At 39.0% G+C, this 22,609-nt stretch carries 14 protein-coding genes; 7 read left to right on the top strand and 7 right to left on the bottom strand.

Annotation, left to right across the window (positions count from 1 at the left end):
- Nucleotides 1-44 precede the first annotated feature (44 nt).
- The 3 genes from I6E85_RS00770 to I6E85_RS00760 form a co-directional block, all read right to left on the bottom strand.
- Nucleotides 45-1,271, bottom strand: a complete 1,227-nt coding sequence (locus I6E85_RS00770) for a threonine/serine exporter ThrE family protein (protein WP_010553647.1) — start codon at nt 1,269-1,271, stop codon at nt 45-47.
- 116 nt (nt 1,272-1,387) lie between these two features.
- Entirely contained in the window at nt 1,388-2,617 is a 1,230-nt protein-coding gene (locus I6E85_RS00765; RefSeq protein ID WP_197236456.1) for a glycosyltransferase, read from the bottom strand.
- A complete protein-coding gene (locus tag I6E85_RS00760) occupies nt 2,614-3,609 on the bottom strand; it encodes a LacI family DNA-binding transcriptional regulator (RefSeq protein ID WP_197236455.1) in 996 nt (331 codons plus the stop codon). Before I6E85_RS00760 ends, I6E85_RS00765 begins: the two co-directional genes overlap by 4 nt.
- 166 nt (nt 3,610-3,775) lie before the next feature.
- Between I6E85_RS00760 and I6E85_RS00755 the strand changes: the two genes are divergently transcribed.
- Together I6E85_RS00755 and I6E85_RS00750 are read left to right on the top strand one after the other, a co-directional pair.
- Nucleotides 3,776-6,238 (top strand): prolyl oligopeptidase family serine peptidase, encoded by a 2,463-nt coding sequence (locus tag I6E85_RS00755; protein ID WP_024591896.1) that lies wholly within the window; start codon nt 3,776-3,778, stop codon nt 6,236-6,238.
- A 71-nt stretch (nt 6,239-6,309) separates the two neighbouring features.
- Nucleotides 6,310-6,927: a LysE family translocator gene (locus I6E85_RS00750; protein ID WP_024591895.1), complete on the top strand. Its 618-nt coding sequence runs from the start codon at nt 6,310-6,312 to the stop codon at nt 6,925-6,927.
- Nucleotides 6,928-6,980: 53 nt separating this feature from the next.
- Here the strand turns inward: I6E85_RS00750 and uvrA are convergent, their stop codons facing one another.
- On the bottom strand, nt 6,981-9,557 hold the full coding sequence (uvrA, locus tag I6E85_RS00745) for an excinuclease ABC subunit UvrA (protein WP_024591894.1): 2,577 nt from the start codon (nt 9,555-9,557) through the stop codon (nt 6,981-6,983).
- 268 nt (nt 9,558-9,825) lie between these two features.
- On the opposite strand from uvrA, the gene I6E85_RS00740 reads away from it, so the two are divergent.
- On the top strand, nt 9,826-10,230 hold the full coding sequence (locus I6E85_RS00740) for a hypothetical protein (protein ID WP_007375644.1): 405 nt from the start codon (nt 9,826-9,828) through the stop codon (nt 10,228-10,230).
- A gap of 55 nt (nt 10,231-10,285) precedes the next feature.
- Nucleotides 10,286-10,900 (top strand): hypothetical protein, encoded by a 615-nt coding sequence (locus I6E85_RS00735; protein ID WP_231388463.1) that lies wholly within the window; start codon nt 10,286-10,288, stop codon nt 10,898-10,900.
- A gap of 558 nt (nt 10,901-11,458) precedes the next feature.
- On the opposite strand, the gene I6E85_RS00730 is transcribed toward I6E85_RS00735, so the two are convergent.
- Nucleotides 11,459-15,091: a hypothetical protein gene (locus I6E85_RS00730; protein WP_024591893.1), complete on the bottom strand. Its 3,633-nt coding sequence runs from the start codon at nt 15,089-15,091 to the stop codon at nt 11,459-11,461.
- Nucleotides 15,092-15,574: 483 nt separating this feature from the next.
- Here I6E85_RS00730 and I6E85_RS00725 point away from each other — a divergent pair, with 483 nt between their 5' ends.
- From I6E85_RS00725 to I6E85_RS00715, 3 genes are all read left to right on the top strand, one after another.
- Nucleotides 15,575-16,177 carry a hypothetical protein gene (locus I6E85_RS00725; protein WP_197236454.1) on the top strand — a complete coding sequence of 201 codons (603 nt, stop codon included), beginning with the start codon at nt 15,575-15,577 and terminating at the stop codon, nt 16,175-16,177.
- A gap of 115 nt (nt 16,178-16,292) precedes the next feature.
- Complete coding sequence (locus tag I6E85_RS00720) at nt 16,293-17,039, top strand: hypothetical protein (protein WP_024591891.1); 747 nt, start codon at nt 16,293-16,295, stop codon at nt 17,037-17,039.
- A 373-nt stretch (nt 17,040-17,412) separates the two neighbouring features.
- Nucleotides 17,413-17,844: a universal stress protein gene (locus I6E85_RS00715; RefSeq protein WP_024591890.1), complete on the top strand. Its 432-nt coding sequence runs from the start codon at nt 17,413-17,415 to the stop codon at nt 17,842-17,844.
- A 337-nt stretch (nt 17,845-18,181) separates the two neighbouring features.
- Here I6E85_RS00715 and I6E85_RS00710 read toward each other — a convergent pair whose 3' ends face one another.
- Together I6E85_RS00710 and I6E85_RS00705 are read right to left on the bottom strand one after the other, a co-directional pair.
- Entirely contained in the window at nt 18,182-19,765 is a 1,584-nt protein-coding gene (locus tag I6E85_RS00710; protein WP_197236453.1) for a sulfotransferase, read from the bottom strand.
- 104 nt (nt 19,766-19,869) lie between these two features.
- Nucleotides 19,870-22,287 carry a TonB-dependent receptor gene (locus tag I6E85_RS00705; protein WP_024591887.1) on the bottom strand — a complete coding sequence of 806 codons (2,418 nt, stop codon included), beginning with the start codon at nt 22,285-22,287 and terminating at the stop codon, nt 19,870-19,872.
- Nucleotides 22,288-22,609 lie beyond the last annotated feature (322 nt).

Raw genomic sequence — 22,609 nt, 5'->3', positions numbered from 1 at the left:
CACTCGCTTTACTCAATCAAAGTAAAGCGAGCGCTCAGTATCACTTACAAACTCTTTTTAGGCGGTAGGGCGACGTTTGCAAATATTAGCCCTGCAACAAGCGACATAAATATTAAAAACGTTTGTTGGCCTATGTGCTCTGCATATACAAAGTCTTGGCCTTCAATAAGTGAGTTTAAGCCTATATATGTTTTGCTTCCTGGTACTAATACAATCAAGCCTTGCATGGCAACAATAGAGGCCGGCGCATTAGCAACGCGGTTAAACAAGTTACTAAATATACCCACCGATAAAGCACCTACAAACGTACCTAATGTGTAATCAAGGTACATAGCCGAGCCAATACTGGTGCCATACGCTATAAAGCCTGATGCAATAGACCAAACTGCGTGTTTAAGTTTGGTTCTAAAAATAACGATTAAGCTGCTACAAAGTAAAAATATAGCCAGCCATGCGGTCCACTTTGGTAATGGTTCAGGTTGTACAAAATCGGCTTGCCCAAAAAGTGCAAAGCCAATACCTATGCCAATAAAACCGCCAAAATACAGTTTAAATAACAGCATAAACGAGTCCATTACTCTTGCTGTGCCCGACACTAAATGCCGTGCTGCCAGCTCAGCTAAACCAAGCGCAAGTGCTAAACCGGGTATAAACACAATAATGGCCGAAAGTACCACCAAGCGTATATTTATCTCAGGTGTTATATACACGCTTACTGCACAGGCAAGTATGGCTGATATTATGGCCACTAATGGCTCAAGCATATGAGCTACGCGTTTTGAGCGTCCAGACCAAAGTACAAACACATAAACAACTAAGGTAAGTAGCGATGACCAAATAACATCAGTCCAGCTAGTACCCATTAACATTGCAAACGCACCACCAGAAGTTGCAAACGCAACGCCCGTAACAAGTTTGTTGTATGGGTTTGGCATTACAAAAATAGCGTCTAGTTGCGCATCAACTTCTTGTAAACTTAGCTTGTCGTCAAGCATTTGGTTTACAAGGTCGTCGGTGTCGGCAAGTGAGCCTAAATCGTGATCGCCAGGGTCTACACGTGCAACATGGGTATATTCGTCTTCGTGGCCATCGGTCCAAATAACAAACGTTACAGAGGTTGGCGACATAACAAACGACGACTTAAGTCCTAAGTATGTAGCCACTTCCATGAGGTGAGCTTCTAAGCGGTAAGCAGGCGTACCGTATTTGTGAAGCATCTTACCCAATTTAACGATAAATTTGCGTTTTTCTGTAAAGGTTGCAGTTTTCAAATCTTTTTGGACCAAATATTGCGATAACTAAGCTAAAAATATAGACAATACAGCTAAAAATGCCCACGTTTGATGGGCGCGATTTTAAACACTAATTGGTGCGTGTCTAGTCATTTTTAATCTAATTTTTTATTTTTTTCAGCTATCCATTGCGACATGTATTGAGTGCTGCGCATTGTATGATGTTTGAGCATTTGGCCTGTGAAGTTTTTTTCGCGATGAGCGTTTAAATCACTACTTATTGAATCGACTTTTTGAATTAACGCAGCACTCAATTGTACTTTGTTGTACAGCGTATTAAGGAGCGTGTTGCCATCTTGCTGCGCTTGTTCAAAGTCACTTTGATTGGTGTACATTTCAATGGCAGCATTGGCAAAGTCATCGGCGGTGTTGGCTATTTTACCCGGCCATGGTAAATCGTTATGCATGCCTTCTGCGCCAATATTGGTGGTAACGCTGGGTGTTTGCATAATCATGGCTTCAAGCAATTTACCTTTAATGCCTGCACCAAAACGCAGTGGTGCTAAACATACGCGTGCGCTTTGCATTACATCAAACGCATTATCGGCCCAGCCTTTTATTAAAAACCCTGTTTTAGGGTTATTTAGTGCCGTGGCTTTTGGTGGTGGGTAAGAGCCATAAATATGTAGTTCTGCTTTTGGTAGCTGCTTGCGAATAAGTGGCCATATTTTTTGTAGGTAAAGTACAGCATCCCAGTTTGGCGCGTGTCTAAAGTTACCTATGGTCATAAAGTGCTGGCGCTGCTCAAACGTTTTTGTACTTGTAGGCAGTGAGCTTAAATCGACCATAAACGGTAAATGGTATAATAAGCTTGGCTCTATTTTAAATACGCTGTTTAGCAGGCTCATTTCATAACTTGAAATAATTAAGCTTAGGTCGCAGCGTAAAATAGCGGCAATTTCGCGTTTTGCTATGTCTGAGTGTAAATCGCTGGTTGTAAACTCGCGCTCACCTTTGTGCGCTTCGTGGCGAGCGTTACGCAGACATTGTAAATCTTCGGTATCTAAAATTTTAATCGCTTGTGGGCAGTGTTTATCGACGCGCCAGCCAAATTGTTCTTCCATCATAAAACGGTCAAACATGACTATATCTGGATTATAGGCTTTAACGTATTCGTCAAAGCTGTCGCAGTTTAGTGCAATGCTTTGACTGGTTATGCCGAAGTCGTCAAGATTTACCATGTGATCGGTGCGCTGCGCGGGCGTTGCAAATTCAACGACCCAGTTTTGCGCTCTAAATGCATTTAATAACGACATCATGTGCGTTCCCGCAGCAGACGAATTTGGCTCTGGCCATACGTAGCCAATTACCAGCACTTTTTTCATTGGCTAGAATCTCTAATTTGTAAGTTTACATTTACCAGTGTTTTTACTGGCGGGGCTGTATTTTGTAGTAGCTCTTGCAGTATTAAAAGGCACCGCTTAGCTATATCAGTTGTACTAATAGCCACAGTGGTTAATTGATTATTTATAACCGCGCTATTAGGAATGTGGTGGCAACTCACTACTTTTATAGAGTGATGAGTTAATGAGTTAATGGCGGCAATAACACCTTGAGCAATAATATCGTTTGCACACACCACTGCGTTTAATGTGGGGTTGTGTTTATATGCTTCTATAAATGCATTTTTAGCGCTAAGGGCTGTGTTTACTGCGCAGTCAATCGGTGCTAATGGTGCAATGCTGTGCTGCGCGCATGCGGTATTAAAGCCACTTTGCAGTGCTTGTGAATCACTTAAAGTAAGTTCATTGCCTATAAATGCTATGTTTGTCACACCTTGTGCGAGTAAATGCATACTGGCTACGTGGCTGGCTTTTTTATAGTCGGGTAATACGCATGGAGCTGCGCTAAAGGGCACTTCGCTCATTACGGTAATTACTTTGTGTTGCGCGCTGAGCGTATCAAGCCATTTGGGGCAAGTATTAGCAACGGGGCAAATAATAAATGCAGCCGCGTTGTATTCTTTTAAGTTTTTAACTGCGTTTGCTTGTAGTTCAAGACTATTATTACTGCTTACAATCATGGCTTGTAAGCCATTGTCGTTTAACAAAAGTTGTAGGCTGGTAGCAAGGTGTGCCATAGCTGGGTTAGTTAAATCGTTTATTACTATGGCCACTAAATTTGAGCGCTTTGAGCGCATAGCAGCGGCATCACGATTATAAACGTAACCTAGCTCATCAATCGCTTTGAGTATTTTTTGTTTACTTTTATTGCCCACTTTATTGCTTTTGGTAAGTACCAGCGATACGGTTGATTTTGATACACCAGCACGCTCTGCAACATCAAAAATAGTGACTGATTTGGCTTTGTTATGCATTGTATTTTAAGTACCGCAGTGGTGAATAAATAGCGCTGTAGTTTAGCTTAATCAGCACTATTAAGTCATCTTTTAGAGGTGTTTAACTTACCTTAATACTTTATGAACAAAGCAAAACGTGTTTATATACGCCTATAAGAGTAAAAAATAACAAAAGGATAAAAACATGAGCGCTTTTAGGCTGTTAGTTGCCTTTATTTGTTGTGCGGCATTAGTACCAACAAGTTACGCCGAGCAGGGCTATCAAACCCCATCACCTGAACTTGCAGCATTGGTTGACGCTAAGTTAGCACCCACTAGTTACTTATCGAGCGATGGCCAGTGGCTAGCGCTTTTTGAACGCAAACGTGTAGTAACCCTTGATGAACTTGCAAAAGAAGAGCTTAAGCTTGCTGGTATTAAGCTAAACCCCGCTAATTTTTCGCGCTCTCGTGTGAGTGCCAAATTTAGCGCCGTGGAGCTAAAGCATGTTCAAAGCGGGTCGGTTATCAGTATTAACAACTTACCTAATGGCATTATTCGCTCACCTAAATGGTCATCTAATAGTCAATATTTAGCCTTTGTTGTTGAGCAACCAACCCAAGCCAACTTATGGCTTTACAGCGTTGAAACCAAACAAGCAAAAGAGTTAACTAGTGCTGCGTTAAATTCGGTACTAACTGCCTCACCATATAAATGGCTGCCAGATAGCAGCGCCATTGTTGCAAATCTTGCTGTTAATTTTGGTAAACCAAGGCTTGAAAATAACAGCCAAAATGTAGTGCCTGTTATTCAACAAAGTACTGGCGAAAAAGCACCAGCACGTACTTACCAAAATTTATTAACAAGCCCGTTTGATGAAGCACAATTTAAGTTTTACGGCCAAGGGCAGCTGGCTTACGTAACGCTTGATGGCAATACTCAAGCAATAGGTAGCCCTTCTTTATTTAAATCGTTTTCGGTATCACCTGATTCTACCAATATTTTAGTTGCCGGTATTAATGAGCCGTTTTCGTATCAAGTGCCTTACAGCCGCTTTGCAAGCACGTGGCAAATATGGGGCATGCGCGGCTATGCATTAGCAGAGCTGGCAAAACAGCCACTTGCCGATAACATTCCACAAGGTTACGACAGTGTACGCACTGGCCGCCGTGATTTTGAATGGCGAGCCGATCAAGGCGCTGAAGTTATTTGGGCAGAAGCACAAGATGGCGGCGACATGAAAACCGACGTTGAGCATCATGATTATGTTCACAGCTTACGTGCACCATTTAAACGCGAGCCTAAATTATTTGCCAAAGTAGAACGCCGTTATTCTGGTATTGAGTGGGGCAACGAAAACGTAGCCATGCTGACAGACTGGCGCTTTAGCGATCGCCAAGTACGTACTTACATAGTACAACCACGAAATGCCGACAGAAACCGCGTGCTATTTTCAGAGCGTAGTTACAACGATGCGTATAAAGACCCTGGTAATGCAATTTACGAGCGCAACGATTTAGGCGCAAACGTAATTAAAATTGTAGGCGGGCGTTATATTTACCTGCGCGGTAATGGAGCTTCAGAGCAAGGTAATATCCCGTTTTTAGACCAATACGATGTTAAAACAAATAGCAGCAAGCGTTTATGGCAATCAGAAGCGCCATACTACGAGCGTGTACGCGCTCTGCTTGACGACGAAGGTGAGCGCTTTATTACTATTCGCGAATCTAAAACTGAGCAACCTAACTTTTTTATACGCAATTTAGATAACGACACGCTAACGCAATTAACGACATTTGAGCACCCGTACCCTGCATTTAAAGGCGTAACTAAAGAGCAATTACGTTATAAACGCGACGACGGTGTTGAGCTTTCGGGCACGCTTTATTTACCACCAGGGTACGATAAAACACAAGGGCCGTTACCGGTACTTATGTGGGCTTACCCACTTGAATACAAAGATAAAGCCGTAGCATCGCAAGTTCGCGAATCGCCTTATGCATTTACCTACATTGGTTATTGGGGGCCAATGCCTTACCTTGCTAAAGGGATTGCTGTGTTTGACGACCCTAAAATGCCAATAGTGGGTATTGATGGCAGCGAGCCAAACGATAACTTTAGAAAGCAGTTAGTATCAAGTGCGCAAGCAGCTGTTGATGTATTGGTTAAAAAAGGCATTGCCGATAAAAACAAAATTGCCATAGCAGGGCACTCATACGGTGCATTTATGGTTGCTAACTTATTGGCTCATAGCGATTTATTTAAAACAGGTATTGCCCGCAGTGGCGCGTATAACCGCACATTAACGCCGTTTGGTTTTCAAGGAGAAGAGCGTGATTTTTGGCAAGCACAAAGTGTGTACGCTAATATGTCGCCGTTTTTTCACGCTGAAAAAATTAACGAGCCAATGCTAATGATCCACGGTCAAGAAGATCCTAATTCAGGAACCTTCCCAATGCAAAGTGAGCGCATGTACGCAGCGCTAAAAGGTTTAGGTAAAGATGCTCGCTTAGTAATGCTCCCTTACGAAGCACATGGTTACCGTGCGCGTAAAAGCTTATTACATGTATTGTGGGAACAAGAACAGTGGTTAGATAAGTATTTGCTAAATGATACAGCAGAGCCAGTAGAGGTTATTACTGAACCCGTGGTAAGTACTGGGCAATAGTAATAAACATGAGTAAGCAACAGCGCGGCTACTTATAGCCGCGTTTTTGCTTTTAATATAAGAGTAAATTAATGATTGATGTATCAGCACTTGCGGTTTTTATTCCTACGTTCTTTTTTGTGTCTATCACCCCAGGTATGTGTATGACCCTTGCCATGACACTCGGTATGAGCATTGGCGTGCGCCGCACATTATGGATGATGATAGGCGAGCTGTTAGGCGTAGCAACCGTTGCCATAGCTGCGGTATTAGGCGTTGCAAGCGTAATGCTAAATTACCCAGATGCATTTGCCATTTTAAAGTGGGTAGGCGGTGCGTACTTAATTTACATTGGCGTTAACATGTGGCGAGCCAAAGGCAAAATGTCGGTCGATACCTCAAAACCAAGTGACGTAAGTAGGAAGTCGTTATTTACTCAGGGTTTTGTAACCGCAATTGCTAACCCTAAAGGGTGGGCGTTTATGATCTCGTTATTACCGCCGTTTATAAGTGTTGACCATGCTGTAGCTCCTCAGCTTTTAGTATTGCTTGGCGTTATAATGACCACCGAATTTTTAAGTATGTTAGCGTATGCAACAGGCGGTAAAAGCTTACGTTTATTTTTAGCCCGTGGCGATAATATTAAATGGATGAACCGTATAGCAGGCAGTTTAATGATACTTGTGGGCGTTTGGTTGGCCCTTGATTAATAAAAAAGAGCCTCTGGCTCTTTTTTATTACACGCAAACTGACGATAAACCGCTTAACCAGAGTGTGTGTGGCTTAATTGCGCTTTTAAAAATGGCGCAGTTTTACTTTGTTTTGACTCAGACACCTTTTGCGGTGTACCTTGTGCGACTATCACGCCTCCCTGTTGCCCCGCGCCTGGGCCTACATCAATTACCCAGTCACTATTACGGGCTACTTGCATATCGTGTTCAACCATAATAACGGTGTTGCCAGCATCAACTAATTTATTTAACTGCGACATTAACATTGATACATCAGATGGATGCAGACCCGTAGTTGGCTCATCGAGAATATAAAGCGTGTTGCCGCGCTGTGCACGTTGCAGCTCGGTTGCTAATTTAATACGCTGCGCTTCACCGCCAGAAAGCTCAGTTGCAGGTTGCCCTAAACGCAAATACCCAAGACCTACTTGCATAAGTGCATCGAGTGATCGTAGTATTGCAGGTTCGTTTTCAAAAAAGGTATACGCCGATTCAACCGTTAAATTGAGGATATCGCTTATGTTTTTATCACGATATGTAACCTCAAGCGTTTGCTCGTTATAACGTTTGCCATGACATACTTGGCAAGGTGAATAAACGCTAGGTAAAAACAGTAGCTCTATACTCACAAAGCCAACGCCTTCACAATTTTTACAGCGACCTTTAGCAACATTAAACGAAAAACGACCGGCATCGTAACGGCGCTCTTTTGCTTTTTGTGTTGAAGCAAATAGTTTACGCACGTGATCAAACAAACCCGTATAGGTAGCTAAGTTTGAACGAGGGGTACGGCCAATCGCTTTTTGATTTACGGTAATTAGGCGGCTTATATTATTTATACCTTCAATGATTTTTCCGCTGGTGTGTGTTTGCAGCTCTTGTTCGAGTAAGTCGGCTTCGTCGGTTGGCGCTTGTGTTACTACTTTTTGCCCAAGTGCTTCGTAAACAAGTTCTACTAACGCTTGGCTTACTAGGCTTGATTTACCAGAGCCCGAAACCCCAGTAACTGTTGTCATAACACCTAATGGAAATTCTGCATTGAGTTTTTTAAGATTGTTACGCTCAACATCAGCCAATTTTAACCACGCTTTTGGCTGCCTATGCTCCTTTTTTTGCGCGCTGTTTTGAGTAGACTCTTGACTGGCGTTTTTAGCAAAAAGGTGACGACCGGTGTGCGAATTTTTTATTTTTCTTAACCCTTCAACAGGGCCGCTGTAAATAATGTCGCCACCATGCACACCTGCATCAGGGCCTACATCAACAATCCAATCGGCGTGTTTAACAACGCTAACATCGTGCTCAACAACAAATACAGAATTGCCAGCCGCTATTAGCTCATCGAGCGCTTTTAAAAGTGCTTGTGTGTCGGCAGGGTGTAAACCCGCAGATGGTTCATCTAACACGTAAACTACCCCAAATAATTTAGAGCGAATTTGTGTGGCAAGTCGCAATCGTTGTAGTTCTCCGGGTGAGAGCGTTGGCGTTGTACGCTCTAGCGACAAGTACCCTAAACCAAGCATGGTTAGTGCTTCAATACGAGTGAGAATGTCACTGGCAATGCGCTGCGTAACAATGGCTTGCTCTGGATTTTTTGTATTTTTATTTACTTTGGTGTTGGCGGCGTTACTTAATTTTTTAGCAAGTTCGTTTAAGGTAAGTTGAGATAGCTCGCCAATATCGAGCCCTGCAAATTTAACACTTAACGATGCTTGTTTTAATTTTTTACCTTGGCAAGTAGGGCACTGCGATATTTGCATAAACTGTGATACGCGCTTTTTTGTACGCGGGCTTTGCGTAGTAGCAAAAGACTGTAAAACAAAGCGTTTAGCGCTTGAAAAAGTTCCCATGTAGCTTGGATCTTCGCTATTTTTTATCGCATTTTGTGTTTGCTCATAGGTGTATTCTGGGTATACCGGCACAGTAGGTGTTTCGTCGGTAAATAAAATCCAATCGCGTGCTTTTTTAGAAAGTTTGTTCCAAGGTGTGTCTATGTCATAACCAAGGGAAGTAAGAATACGGCTTAGGTTTTTACCTTGCCATGCTGGTGGCCACGCTTCAATGGCGCGCTGGCGAATAGTTTTTGTATCGTCTGGCACAAGTAGCTTTTCGGTTACTTCAAACACTCGGCCTATCCCTGAGCATTCTGGGCACGCACCTTGTGGCGTATTCGGCGAAAACGCATCGGCGTAAAGTATGCTTTGCCCTTTGGGGTATTCGCCAGCACGAGAGTAAAGCATGCGTAGCGCGTTAGAAATAGTTGTTATGCTGCCAACGGATGAGCGAACCGAGGGCGCGCCGCGTTGCTGCTGCAAAGCAACGGCAGGCGGTAGCCCTTCAATAGAATCAACATCGGGCTCATCAACTTGATCTATTAACCTACGGGCGTAAGGCGATACTGAATCAAGATAACGGTGCTGCGACTCAGCAAACAGCGTTCCAAACGCAAGCGACGATTTTCCAGAGCCCGATATTCCTGTAAAAACAACCAATGCGTTACGAGGTAAATCAACGTCTACATTTTTCAAGTTGTGAACGCGCGCCCCTCTTACTTGAATGCTATTACTGGGATCAGATAAATCCATTGTTGAGTTTTTATGTGTGCTTGCCATACGTTTATACTCCTGTTTAATCGCGCTTTTTACTTTAAGTTAGCTTTGAATTATTTACTCTTATCACTCGTTATTACCCTAAAGTAGCGCAAGCACACTGAATGAGCGCTTAGTCTGCAATGGCGCAGCCAAAGCGCTGGGTAAATAACGATGATTGTTTGTTTACATAATAGGTATGGAATGCGAAATATAATTTAAACAGTTATTGTTATGTAATTTGTTAAGTAATTTACTAGGTATTTTACTAGGTAATAAAAAGGAACTAACAGTGAATAAAGCCTTAGTGATCATTTTATTGGTGCTTTCGTGGGCAACCCAAGCCGACTCTATCAAAGCGCTAAATGTTGACCGTGCAGTACCAAATAGCATGCACTTATCGTTTGCAAACGATAGCAACATAACCCCTAAAAAAGGGGATTTTAAAATCGTTAATTATGTATTAATGAGCAATGAAGAGGGCGAACGCTGGGCTGTTATAACGCTAACTAACTTATCGTCGGGCAATCGCGAATTAGGCGAGGAGCACTTACTTGCACTTTTTGCTGACGGCAGCCGATTCATGCCAATGGAATTTAAACTCGGTTTTAAAGGCAACGAAACACAATCGGTAACTGTATCGTTTGCCGATTATAAATTCCCTATTTTAAGTGTGTATTCGAGTAACGATTTGTAACTAATAACGATGCGATAATATTAAATTAGGGATATTTCTAAAATTAAGGATTTTTATGAAGTTTGAAGATGCGCAACAAAATATGAACCTCGCATACTTCGGTGGTGGAACCGGTGTATTAGTGTCTGGCTTGGTTTGGTGTATAGCTGGCTTTGTCGCATTACTGCATTCAAATCAATCGAGTATGCTTACTTTGTTTTTTGGTGGTATGTTTATACATCCTTTAGCCATGCTACTTTCAAAAGCGCTTAAACGCTCTGGCAATCATGATCCTAAAAATCCATTAGGTAAATTGGCCTTAGAAAGCACTATTATTTTATTTGTTGGTTTGTTTTTAGCGTTTTATGTAGCAAAACTTCAAGCTGAATGGTTTTATTCAATAATGCTGATGATAATTGGTGTTCGCTATTTAGTTTTCAACACTTTATATGGCATGAAAGTGTACTGGATTTTAGGTGTTTCGCTTATGTTTTCTGGCATGTATTGTATTAAATGCCAATTTTGTAATCGGCGCCTTTATTGGCGGGATAACCGAAATAGTATTTGCGCTAGTAATATTTGCCCAATCGAAAGGTATAGTTTTAAAAACAGAATAACAAGCTCTTATAATCGCAAAATAGTATGCAGTTGGAGTTACCCTTCAGCTTGGTATACAGCAAAGGCTTGTTAAAGTATTGAGTATCTGCAAATTGCATGTAGCTATTAGTCGGATTAGAGCGATAACCAGACGGTCGATAAACCCGTTTTTGAACAAAAGCTTCTTAGAGTTATTGTACTAGTCAATAGTGATACTCATTAAGGTTTGTTGGGGTAGTGAAGGAATCTCACATATGCCCTCACTCCGTTGGGCATCACATGCGTAACCCACTGTTGTTTTAATCTTTTAGTTCGTGGCAAAATTAACTATTTCACTACACCACGCCACAGACTATTGCGATATACATCATGCTGCACAGTGGTAAATAAGTGGTTGATATCAATGTGTATTTTAAATTTAAAGCTCGAAACACCCTTCTTTATACCCTTGGCTTTATTTACGTTAAAAATATATAAGCTATGAGCAAAAATATTAGGATGTGCGCGTAAATTTGTAATTTCTACTTACTTACACTTATAAAGGCTAGCCCGCTTTCGCCCCTATTGCGGGTTAGAAGCAAAAGGCAAACAGCCCTCATTTGGTTACTATGCCTCTAATAATGTTTACTGGAAAAGCTAATTCAACATTCATTTAAGATCGTCTAGTATATATTGCAATTTTATTGTCCTTGATTTTTTGACTAGAGATATATCCACAGTCCTCTAATGCTATTGCTAAATCTTTATGAAGGCGATTATTTACCAAGTTAGGGTTATTTTTAAAAGAAGCTATTTGAGAATATGGTTGCCCCATTGACTTAAGTAAATCTGTTATCTCTTCTTTATTAAAAGTATTAATAAGTTTAAGAAATAGAGTGATAGCTTGATTTTTTCCAGTTGAATGTTTAATTGCAATATATAACAAACTTTCTTCAAATTGCTTTAGATCAGTGACTTTAGACAATATATGTAAAATATTATTAGCTAAGTTATGATTATCTTCCAAATTACCCTCATTCAATAGTTTTACTAAGGCAACTTGGTCTACCAACGAAGTAATTGCATTTAATAAAAATAATGATGTATCAGGTGAAAGTTCATATTCATTGGACTTATTCCAATAGTCAGAAAGATTATTAAATATAAACAGGCCTACTAATTCAGGATGGTGCTCAGTAAGGCTGCTATAGTTAGTCTCAGATAAAGATAATAGGTTTTCTGTTAGTAAAGCTTCCATTTTTTCTTTGGGAATATCGTAACGATTTAACGTTTTATATTTGTAAGGAAGCCCTTTAATAAGCAATGCAAAAGCCGCGTTATTTATTAAGTCATCCACTAATATCATTTGAATTATTTCAGAAATACTTTCTTCAAACTTTGAATCTTTGTTTATTTTCAAAATAGAGAGACACTGAGCTTTTTGATTAAGCACTTCAAATAATTGACTTTTATCATCAGGAAACTCATTATTAAATTCAGCTAAATTGCCCCAATTTATTTCTAATTTTGATTCAACCAATAATAGTTTCCAAAAAACACTTGGTATATTTGAAAGTGACTCAAATACATGGTTTTGCTTCTTAATTATTTTTTCTTTAGTTTCACTACTTATGGCTGGATTGTTAAGTAATTTAATAATGGTTTCTTCACTTTCCTCTCTATTGACAGGAAGAGCTAAAAATACTTTGTTAATATAGGTTTCAATATTATCTTCAATGTAACAAATGAAGTTTTCAATATTGCTATTATAGATAACGCTCAGATTACTTTTCTCTATCTCATCTTGTTGTTTGTTTAATTTTTTCAGTATCAAACATATATTTTCAGAAGTGATTTCGTAAAGAGATTGGTCAAAAATATGACTTAATAATTTGTCATCACCAGCGCACTCTTCAAGCTCTTTAAATTTAATATTTAAATCAGTGAGTTTGTAATACACCTGCATTTGCTCTGCAGGCTGGAGATCTAAAATACTTTCAGGGTTAACCGCTAAGTAGTTAGTGAAGGTTTCCTCGCTATTCATATATTTATAAATGAATTCTGATTCAACATGTAGCAGTATTAATTTCAATAGGTAGCTTTTTTGTGAGGCATTAATTTCATTTGATTCAGTAATCGTCGATGCATAATTAGGCCATTGCTGCGATAGCAGTTGTATAAACCGCTCAACAGACCGCGTAGCATCAATGAAGACAAGTAAAAAGTCCCACAAGCTTTCAATGTTATTACTAATATTTTCAAGTAAGAGGGTTAGTTTATGCTTATGAGCTTTCTTATATTTTACCAAATAGTCTAGTAATGAAATATTGAAAATATACTTTTCTTTGAAGTCATTTTCTCTTAATCTATTCTTAATTATCTCTTCAATATAAGTAAGTTGGAGAGTTAAACTTGAGGGTCTGAAGTCCCTTACGGCTTTAATAAAATTCATATCATTATGAGATAAACGCCCATCATAAAAGTGCGATATATGATCTTGGTAATACTCATCTATATGTCCATTACGCAGTAAATATCGGAGTAAATTATAAGAGCTATCATCAGCATACCCATCTTTTGAAAATAATGAGAAATCACTACCCTTTTGTAATAATTTATATTGCGATAATTTAACTAGTTCTGACTTTTGCTTGATTAAGTTAGCTTTTTCTTCTTCTAATTTTTCCTGTTGAGCTGTTTTATTACCTAGTATCAAATTTTTCCGTTCAAGGTAACTAAACTCAGAGTTAACTTTATTTTCAATATCATTAAAAGACATGTTTAAGGATCGATTTACCCAATGGTTGTTTCTTATAAACTTAACTGTTATGTCGTCAATATCTAATAATGCATTAAAGTTATCTTCCACTTTTAATTTTTCCAACTCGACAAAGCTACCGTTAATATTAACGGAGTAGTCATGACCATAATCTTGCTCAATAATCTTATGTATATAAATGCTATTTAAATCCAATATAGACATAGATTTCTGTTGCTGAATTTGATTGTATATAAACTGTAATTTGCCATTAACAATCTCAATATTGCTGAGCAAAGATGCAGTGTGAAACTCAATTAATTTATTTCTGTTATTACAGCACTCATAAACCAGACCTCTATTTTCATGTAATTTAGAAAAATCTTCAGGATAAACATTTTTATATATAATGAGAGCCAGTAATTTGCTAGGCTTGATGTGGTCACTAAACAAGACGCTATAATACAAGTTCATTTCATTGACTATATTGTTAAGCAAACGCATATCATCAATATAGATAGAAACTTCTTTCAAGAAGTCTTGGTCTAACCTTCCAATATTCATATTTGAATATTTTGTATCTGGTAGTCTTTCTTGTAATTTCTCGTAGGAGTTAGAGCAATTGATTATGGGGATAACGGGAATAATGAAATCAAAGAACTTAGCTCTTTCTTTGTGAGCAAACATTTCATCTTTGATCGCATATAAAAATACAACACGTCGATTAATATCTTCCGACTTATTTATTAATGTATTTATCTCTCTTAATTTTACAAATATTTCAGATGAGCCAAATCGATCTAAGTCCTCAAAAACGACAACATCAAAAGTATTACATTGGAAAAAGTATAAAATTTCATCTAGATAGCGATTTAAAATGGAGTTTTTGCTTTGTTCTCCAAGCTCAATTTCACCGCTTTTTACATTGACTTTCTTAAAAGACTTGCGGTTAATATGCCGGTAAACATTGATAGAGTAAAGTATAAGACCAGATAAACTAAAAGTTGTGATACCCCAGCCAGCCAAAGAAGCGATTGCTATAAATTTTGAAAAGAGACCAATAGATAGCGTGCTCACGAATATTATCGTAGTCAATAACCAAGTAATGAAAAAATAACTTTTACAGTCTTCGAGTTTATCTTTTGTTATTGTTTTAAAACGAGATAAAGGTATTTTTCGGCTTGATATTCCATATGTCATTTGTTGTAAAATACTTCTTTCAATAAGAATGTCTGAAGTATCTTCTTTCTTCTCAGAAAATGACGCCAGTGAAATGTTCATGAAATTATATACGCTTTTTTTATCCCCCTTGTTATCGGAAGAACTGAATCTAAGGAATGTTTTTAATTTCTCTTTGAAGCTTGGTAGAGGAAATGAGAATTTTTTTTCAAAGGAATTAATAATACTGCTTTTCCCCGAACCGTACGATCCTGTCAATGCAATATTTGTCACATTATTATTATCTAATGCTATTTTTATTGCTTCAGCATAATGCCCCTCACTATCAGCGGTATTTACAGGAGTTAAATCAACGTATTTTTTACTCATTGCCTTTCCCTAAGCGCTTATCAAAAATGTGTACCTGTGCCCTATATTCTTTAAATGTCAGAATATTATAGAATCCATCATACTCAACTTTATGAAAAAAAACATCTTATCGAGAGATTTTCGGGAGTGCTGGTTTACTTCTAAAAACACCACTAGTGCCAAAATTAGGATGACACCCATATTAATTTATACTTAAACAGTAATTGTTGTACATAACCAATAGAACGATGACAACTGTTAGTAAATAATGGTGGTAAGCCCTTATCACCTCGAATGGTAATCCTCTTCTCTAATTACTCAAATATCGATAACCCCTTTCAAAACACTAATTAAAACAACACCAAACTCCCACTTTATATTCTGCATAAAACACTGTAATCGATTGAACCAAAATAGGAACTCAGCTATGGTTAAACCATCAATAAAAATAAATTAAAAACGAGTTAATCTACAGGATCGTTAGCTCACTAATATGGATAATCAATGGAAGTAGCTATGTTTCAAAGATATAAAGAATGGTCAAAGAAATATGACGTTATGGCCTTAGAGTTAAAAAAGAGGGGATACCATTTACTCAAAATGTTCTTTTTCCTCAGTTATTTTACGTTGGGATTTGCTCACTTTAAAACCATTTTCTACAAAGAATATGATAGTGACAAAATTATTAGAGTACTTTTCGATGAAAGCCTGTTTTTCTTCTCAATATTAACATTTACGTTTTTCGCTTTCTTGTTTGTTTTATCTAGTTGGTTAACCAGAAAATCAAAGCTATTCAACCCACTCAAGGTGTTTTTTCATTGGGCATCGAATTCTAGTTTTGACTTTTCTTTTGGACTAATGGTTGTGTACCTGGCGGGCTTTACAATAAAAGCCAAAGTATCGATTGAAAGTATTCCTTGGTTTAATTTTAGCGACTTATCGACTTATGTATTATTTGTTCTTACGGTTTTCTTTTACATAATCACAGTTGATTTACTAATCTTTGTAACAAAAGATATTCCAAAGAAAAAACAGGTCGTGAAGTTGCTAGGAGTTATCACAGCCTTATTAGCCGGTCTGACTGTAATATCAAACATCATGAGCTAACAAAAACATTAAGCCGCTCGCTGGGACAGTAACACGTGGGCTCTGTCGCTTCGCTCGGATTTTAGCCCACGTGTTACTGCCCCTTATGTAGATGTTAGCAGGCAAAGGAGGCTCAGTGGATTATCTAAAAAATGCGTTTAATAAAGTAGGGTGGTTTTTGCCTGCATACGTTCAAGTCGGTTTTTTGGAACGCGTGGCAAAGCAGATAGATGATGACGTTGTTTGTGAGAAAACTCTCGAGCCATACTTGGCGCAGATATATTCACCCGAAAATTTAGCCGCAATGGTTTCGGAGCGTTATCATACTGTCCCTTTCGTAAATGAGTATCAGGAAATTATATCTGAATCAGTGGAGGCTCATTTTCTCGGCCTTGATCATATCGCCGTTTCCGGTCTTATGCCTGTCATTGAAGGTGCAGGTAAAAAACTTGCGAAAAGCCGAAATGTAGAAGTAGGCAGTATTAGAAGTGTTTTTGTCAATTTAGCGGAAGACTGCAGAAAGGAAGTAACTGATAAGCAGATTGGTGCTGTTAATGGGATTATCTCTATGCTTGATGCATTTATCAATTTCACTGATAGCAACTTATATATAAATTCCAAAAAATACCCATTCAGTGACAATACTAATCGACATGGGATTTTGCATGGTGCATTTACAGATAGTGACTATGGAGAGGCTATAAATTTTTATAAAGCAATTGGTGCAATTGACTTTCTATGCTTTATCTCGGCATTAAGAGCGTCGATATCTTGTTTTTCGCCATCTACTACTGATGCCTCTAATTCTTTATCTTTGTATTATCGGTTATGTCTAAAGTTGGCTAAGCAAAAGCCTGCTAATAAGGCACTTAAATGCAACTAAAACAGTGGGTTAGGTTTCGATTTGCTACACATTATAACCCACTGTTTTAGTCCGCTTAGTGCGGCGTTACGAACGTCCGGAAATGGCACTTTTGTGAAGTTCAACTGTGAGCGAAAAACTGACTGTCAGCCCCAATTATTCTAAATATTGATTATTTTATAAAAGAAACAACAACGACAACCAGAATAATAAACCCAGCAATCACAGCCTAATCAATAAGCATAAATTGATGTTTAGTGCCTTATTGATCGTAATCAATAGATAACCCTTTAATACTCACTACACTTAACTTGCTGAGATGGAGCCGAGTCTATTCTTATGGAGTTGGTAATATCATTGAAAAATATGATTTTAGATTGTGAAGGAGAATAATATGCGAACAGGTAATATTTTATGGCCTACAGATTTTTCTGATACTGCATCACATGCTTTGCAATATGCCATTGAAATGGCGAATTTATATCAAGTAGGCATTCGTATTTTACACATTGTTGATCAGCCTTCAGATAATGAGAATTATATGATCCTTGCGATAACTCCCCAAGAGTTAGCTAAAAATATGGAAGACGCTGCGGCGAGTAAAATGCATGAGTTATTAGGTCAGTTGAATACTGATTTAAAGATTGAAACGGTTATTCGACATGGTGATGCCATTAATGAGATTTTAGATGAGACTAATAGCGGTGATATAGGCATGGTGGTAATTGCCAGTCATGGGAGAACCGGACTTTCTCATTTTTTGAATATTAACGTTGCAGAAACGATCGCCAATAAAGCTGATTGCCCAGTGTTAATAGTTAAATAAAATTGGCGCGTATCTCTTGTCCCGCTGCGGTCTTAGACGGGACAAAGTGGCCAGCACGTTGGGTAAAAATGTGAGTTGTGTAAACATCAATACACGGTTTAATTGCCCGAAAGTGAACGTTTTATACTGGGGCAGTACCTGTATGTATAACCTGGTCTTTTCCTCTTGAATTGACTGAATAATGAAGGTCAGCTTATGGCCACTCTCCAACCACTCGACAACATAAAATGTTGAAAATAATTGGCAAGGTATTTTACTGTGTCGGATGGCGCTTCGCTTATTGGCACAAAGCGGACTATCCCTAAGTCCATCCATTTAACTCCCAGCTATAAAACGCTTACTCAAAACTGATATTTTGCTTTAAAAAGTAATCTTCAATTTCATCAGTATGGGGCCTAAACGCTTTCCAACGGCCAATTGCTTTATTGTTAAGTGGTTGGCGTACTTGCATTTTACTTGCAGTAGAAACTGGTGCGGTGTTTAAGTGAAAATCTATACACTGGGGTTGCCACTCTAGGTTACAAAAGCTGACTAACTCTTTAATTTGTTGCTCGGGCTGTGCGACTAACTCTTCGTATTTTACTAATTTTATATTGCTGTGTTGCATGCTGAAGTGCTGCGTTAGTTTGTAAAAACGACTGTAAAATTTTGCTGTGTCGAGTAAATCCAGCGAGTAGGCGTAGTAGGGGTTATTAATGGTAAATAATTGGCGGTAGTTACCAATGCAGGTGTCCATTGGGTCGCGCAGCATACAAATAATTTTAGCGTTTGGCAGTGCTTTGGTTATTAAATCGATATAAAAAAAGTTAAACGGGAGTTTATCTATAAAGTGCTTATGGCTGCCTGTTATTACGCGTGTTGCGTTTAAATAGGTTGACCCAAGCTGATTAAAATCAAGCTCGTAGGCTTTACTGAGCGTTTGAGTGTCGAGCACGTGAGGTGTTTGTGTTTGGCTTAGCTTTTTAACGCTTAGGCCAAAGTCTTGTAATTCACCGGCTGATTGCACGTCGCTGTGGCTCGATAAAATACGCTCAACTAATGTGGTGCCAGAGCGGGGCATACCTAATACAAAAATAGGTTCGGCCGTTGGGTTACCTTGTGTTAGCGCTTGTTTGTGTTGTTCACTTAAGCGTTTAATATGTTCAAATAACTCAGTTGAGCTTTTATGATCAAACGGCTGCACAGCACGTTTTGCTACTTTACCTTGCTCTAACGCGTTAAAAGCCTCTGAAAATTCACCAATATCTTGATACTCTTTTGCTAAAGCATGGCCAATATGCAGTTTTGCATCGGGGTGCGTTACTTGTTCAAACACGTTTTTTAAGCGTTCAATATGGTTGTTTTGCTTACTTACTTTAGTTAAATCACTTAATGCAAAATGACTTTGATGGTGCAGCGGGTTAAGCGCTATGGCATTTTCAAAAGCGTGTTGGGCTTTATCAAATAGTCCTAAAAATTTAGCGCTTACGCCGTAGTTATAATAAAACGGTGGTTGAGCTTTGTTAGCTGCTGTAGCCAGTTTAATAGCGCGCTCAAAGTAGTTAAGTGCGTGTTCGTGAATGCCTGCTTGAGTAAGTGCAACGCCGAGTGTGTCGGCATCAAGTGCTTTAGTTATTTGCTTTAATGGCACCGATAGTGCGGTGTTTTTTGCTTTTTGTAATTCGCCAGTAAGTGCGTAACATTTAGCAAGTTGCGCGGTGTATTCAATACTTTGGCCAAGGGTAAGGGCTTTTTCGATGAGCTTTATTGCTTTGTGTATTTGCCCAACAGTTAAATTAACCATAGCTAACAAAAAATACCCATCAGCAAAGTCTGGTTTGAGTGTAACTAACTCCACTAGGGCTTTGTGTGCTTGCTCTATTTTACCTTGGTTTAGGGAGTGTATTGCGCTTTGATGAAGTTGCTTTAAATTTGGCTGCATGGTTTTGGTAATTATTATTTTGTAAAAGAAAATAAAAAGGCTCAAATAAATTTGAGCCTTAAAACAGTGTTTAAAAAGTGAGACTGTTTAAAAATTACTATAAATTATATTTCAAATTTGTAGTTAAATTTAACACCTACCGTAAGCGGGCGATTAATGTAATGGCCGTAGTTACGTTGTATGTCGGCGCCATTAGCGGATGTTATATCGGCATCTGAACGACGAACGGATGTAACCGCGTATTTGTTGAATAGGTTATCAACATATAGCGTAGTTGACCATGCATCAGCCGTTAATTTAGCTGATATATTACTTAAGCTGTAACCTGGTAGTGTTTCGCCGTTATCACGAAGTCCTACTCTTGAAAGAACGTCGCTTTGCGCGGTTAAACCGTAGTTAATATCAAGCGTTTTGTCGTTAAACACATCTGTTTGATAGTTTACACCCATCGAAAATTGGTTTTCAGGTGAACCAGGTAAACGGTCGCCGTCTTCTGCGCCACCGGTACCATCGGCATTAAACAAAAATGGTGCGTCTGATGTTAGTTCTGCTTTTGTGTAAGCGTACGTAGCGTAAACTGAAAACGAGTCAGATAAAATTGCACGAGTCGAAATTTCTACCCCTTTTGCATTAGCGCTGCCTGCGTTTGAAAGGTACGTTAATTGACCTATATCTGTAGCGCCAGTGATTTGCGCATCATCCCAATCTACGTTAAATAACGCGGCGTTAAAGTGTAGTTGGCTTCTAAACCATGTACTTTTAAAGCCTAGCTCGTAGTTTGTTGTGGTGTCGGCTTCATATAATAATTCGTCAGGTTTACCACAACCTGTTTGTTGATCCTCAACAATTGGATCAGGACAAGACACTAAACCGTTTGAGCCGCCAATTCTAAAGCCTTCACTTACTGTTACGTAACCCATTACTGAGTCAGTGAACTGGTATTTAGCATTAAATTTAAATAAGTTACCGTTATCGCCTGCTTCGTCTTTTTCGTATGCAACGGTGGTTACATCAGGATCTACTCCACCATACAATGTATTTGCTAGCGGGAAGTCAAAAGCCGCTTGCGACTCTATATCGTATTTGTAAAAACGGGCACCAATGGTCACATCTAATTTGTCGGTAACTTGGTAGCCAACTTCACCAAATAGTGCAGACTCAGTGACGGTACTTTTTGTAAGCTCTAAGTATTCTAATGAGTCAGGTCTTAGCTGCTCGCCACCAAAGTTATCGATAGCGAATTGGTCAAACCCAGGCGTAAACTCTCGGCTTGACGCTTCGGTTTCTGTTTTGTTGTAAAAGCCACCCACAATCCAGTTAAAGTCGCTGTCGCCTTGCGACACTAAGCGAATTTCTTGAGTGAAGGTATCTTCTTCGTCTATTTCACGGGTAAACGTTGAAAACGAAGGGAATTCTTCATAGCCGTAATCAAGACGAATAAGTAAGTCTGTTTGGTCGCGTTGACCGTCGGCATCAAAGCTCGAAATACCGGTTGCCGATACTAGCTCTGCAAAACCTAGGTCGGCTTTTAGTTCAAGGCTTAGTAATTGATCTTCTTTTTCGCGAGGCTCTTCAAAGCGATAAGCTGATTCGTATTTACCTATTACGTCGCTTAAACCGTTGTTTGCATTAAGGCTGTTGTAATGAACAATCGAGCGGCCTTCGCTGTCTTGGTTTTGGTAAAAGTAGTTAAGCGTACCTTCAAACGACTCATTTGGTTTAAAGCGAACAGAAATACGACCTGTTGTGGTGGTTTCGCCGTTGGCGTCTTTTACATTTTTAAGGTTGTTATTAACTGCTGAGCTATCGCTCCAATCTGGATCTGGCAGTGATACGCCTGGCTCGCGTACTACGTAGCCGTAATCGATAAAACCCGGGTCTTCATATACGTTTAAGCTTGCACGAACTGCTAATTTATCTTCGATAATAGGAAGGTTAAATATAAAGCCGCCTTCGCCACCTAAAGAGTCACTTTCTTTTGTTTGAAATAGGTCGCCGTATACTTCAAGCGATGTAAAATCAAGCTCAGGCTGTTTAAGCATGTAGCGAATTGCACCGCCTAATGTGCCTGCACCATAAAGGGTGCCTTGTGGCCCAATGAGTACTTCAACGCGCTCAATATCTACTAGGCGCATATCTACCGAAACTGGAATTTCGTTAATGTAAGTAGATACTGTGCCGCCATCTGATGATGGACCAGATGAATTAGTATTTAAACCACGAACAATAATAGGCGATCCAGAGCGACCACCTTGATCGGTGATTGTTAAACCAGGTACCCAGCGTGCTACATCCGCAAGCTCATTGATATTTTGATCTTTCATAATATCTGCATCAAGGGCTGTAATATTTAGCGGTGCATTTTGCACAGAGCCGCTGCGCCTTGTTGCTGTAACTTCGATTACTTCGAGTGATTTGTTTTTAGCTGCAACTTCCTCTTGAGCAAGTGCGGCATTAGGCAATAAAAATACGCTAGAAACAGCGCTCGAAATAGCCAAGGTTAACAAGCTTGGTTTAAACATAAAAAGTGATCCCCAGTTCAAATGTTTTACATTAGTAAATTAAGTTAAGCAGTTTATCAGGGAGTGAAGTAGCTGGGAATATTTAAATTGAATTTTAATTCACTTTTACAGAATAAATATGGTTTGTGTATGGGGTTTTTATTTAGTTAATAGGCAATATAAGCAATAGCTTAGTGCTATTAGGTACAGTTAGGTTAAAAATCACACCCTTGTTTAAAGGTAAATAGTCATTCATTTTTTAAAGATGGCTTTATGACGTGCTCGTTAAACAAATTATTACATTAAAATTGATAGTTTATAATGTCATTAGTTATGCTTTTAT

The sequence above is a fragment of the Pseudoalteromonas sp. NZS71 genome, from assembly GCF_015864715.1.
In the GTDB taxonomy this organism is placed as follows: domain Bacteria; phylum Pseudomonadota; class Gammaproteobacteria; order Enterobacterales; family Alteromonadaceae; genus Pseudoalteromonas; species Pseudoalteromonas arctica.
Note: the sequence above shows the minus strand (reverse complement) of the source record. Positions and strands in the feature narration are given on the sequence as shown.

Coding starts and splice junctions, on each gene's coding strand:
- I6E85_RS00765 (WP_197236456.1), bottom strand. CDS start 2,617: ATGAAAAAAGTGCTGGTAATTGGCTACGTATGGCCAGAGCCAAATTCG.
- I6E85_RS00760 (WP_197236455.1), bottom strand. CDS start 3,609: ATGCATAACAAAGCCAAATCAGTCACTATTTTTGATGTTGCAGAGCGT.
- I6E85_RS00755 (WP_024591896.1), top strand. CDS start 3,776: ATGAGCGCTTTTAGGCTGTTAGTTGCCTTTATTTGTTGTGCGGCATTA.
- I6E85_RS00750 (WP_024591895.1), top strand. CDS start 6,310: ATGATTGATGTATCAGCACTTGCGGTTTTTATTCCTACGTTCTTTTTT.
- uvrA (WP_024591894.1), bottom strand. CDS start 9,557: ATGGCAAGCACACATAAAAACTCAACAATGGATTTATCTGATCCCAGT.
- I6E85_RS00735 (WP_231388463.1), top strand. CDS start 10,286: ATGAAGTTTGAAGATGCGCAACAAAATATGAACCTCGCATACTTCGGT.
- I6E85_RS00730 (WP_024591893.1), bottom strand. CDS start 15,091: ATGAGTAAAAAATACGTTGATTTAACTCCTGTAAATACCGCTGATAGT.
- I6E85_RS00725 (WP_197236454.1), top strand. CDS start 15,575: ATGGAAGTAGCTATGTTTCAAAGATATAAAGAATGGTCAAAGAAATAT.
- I6E85_RS00715 (WP_024591890.1), top strand. CDS start 17,413: ATGCGAACAGGTAATATTTTATGGCCTACAGATTTTTCTGATACTGCA.
- I6E85_RS00710 (WP_197236453.1), bottom strand. CDS start 19,765: ATGCAGCCAAATTTAAAGCAACTTCATCAAAGCGCAATACACTCCCTA.
- I6E85_RS00705 (WP_024591887.1), bottom strand. CDS start 22,287: ATGTTTAAACCAAGCTTGTTAACCTTGGCTATTTCGAGCGCTGTTTCT.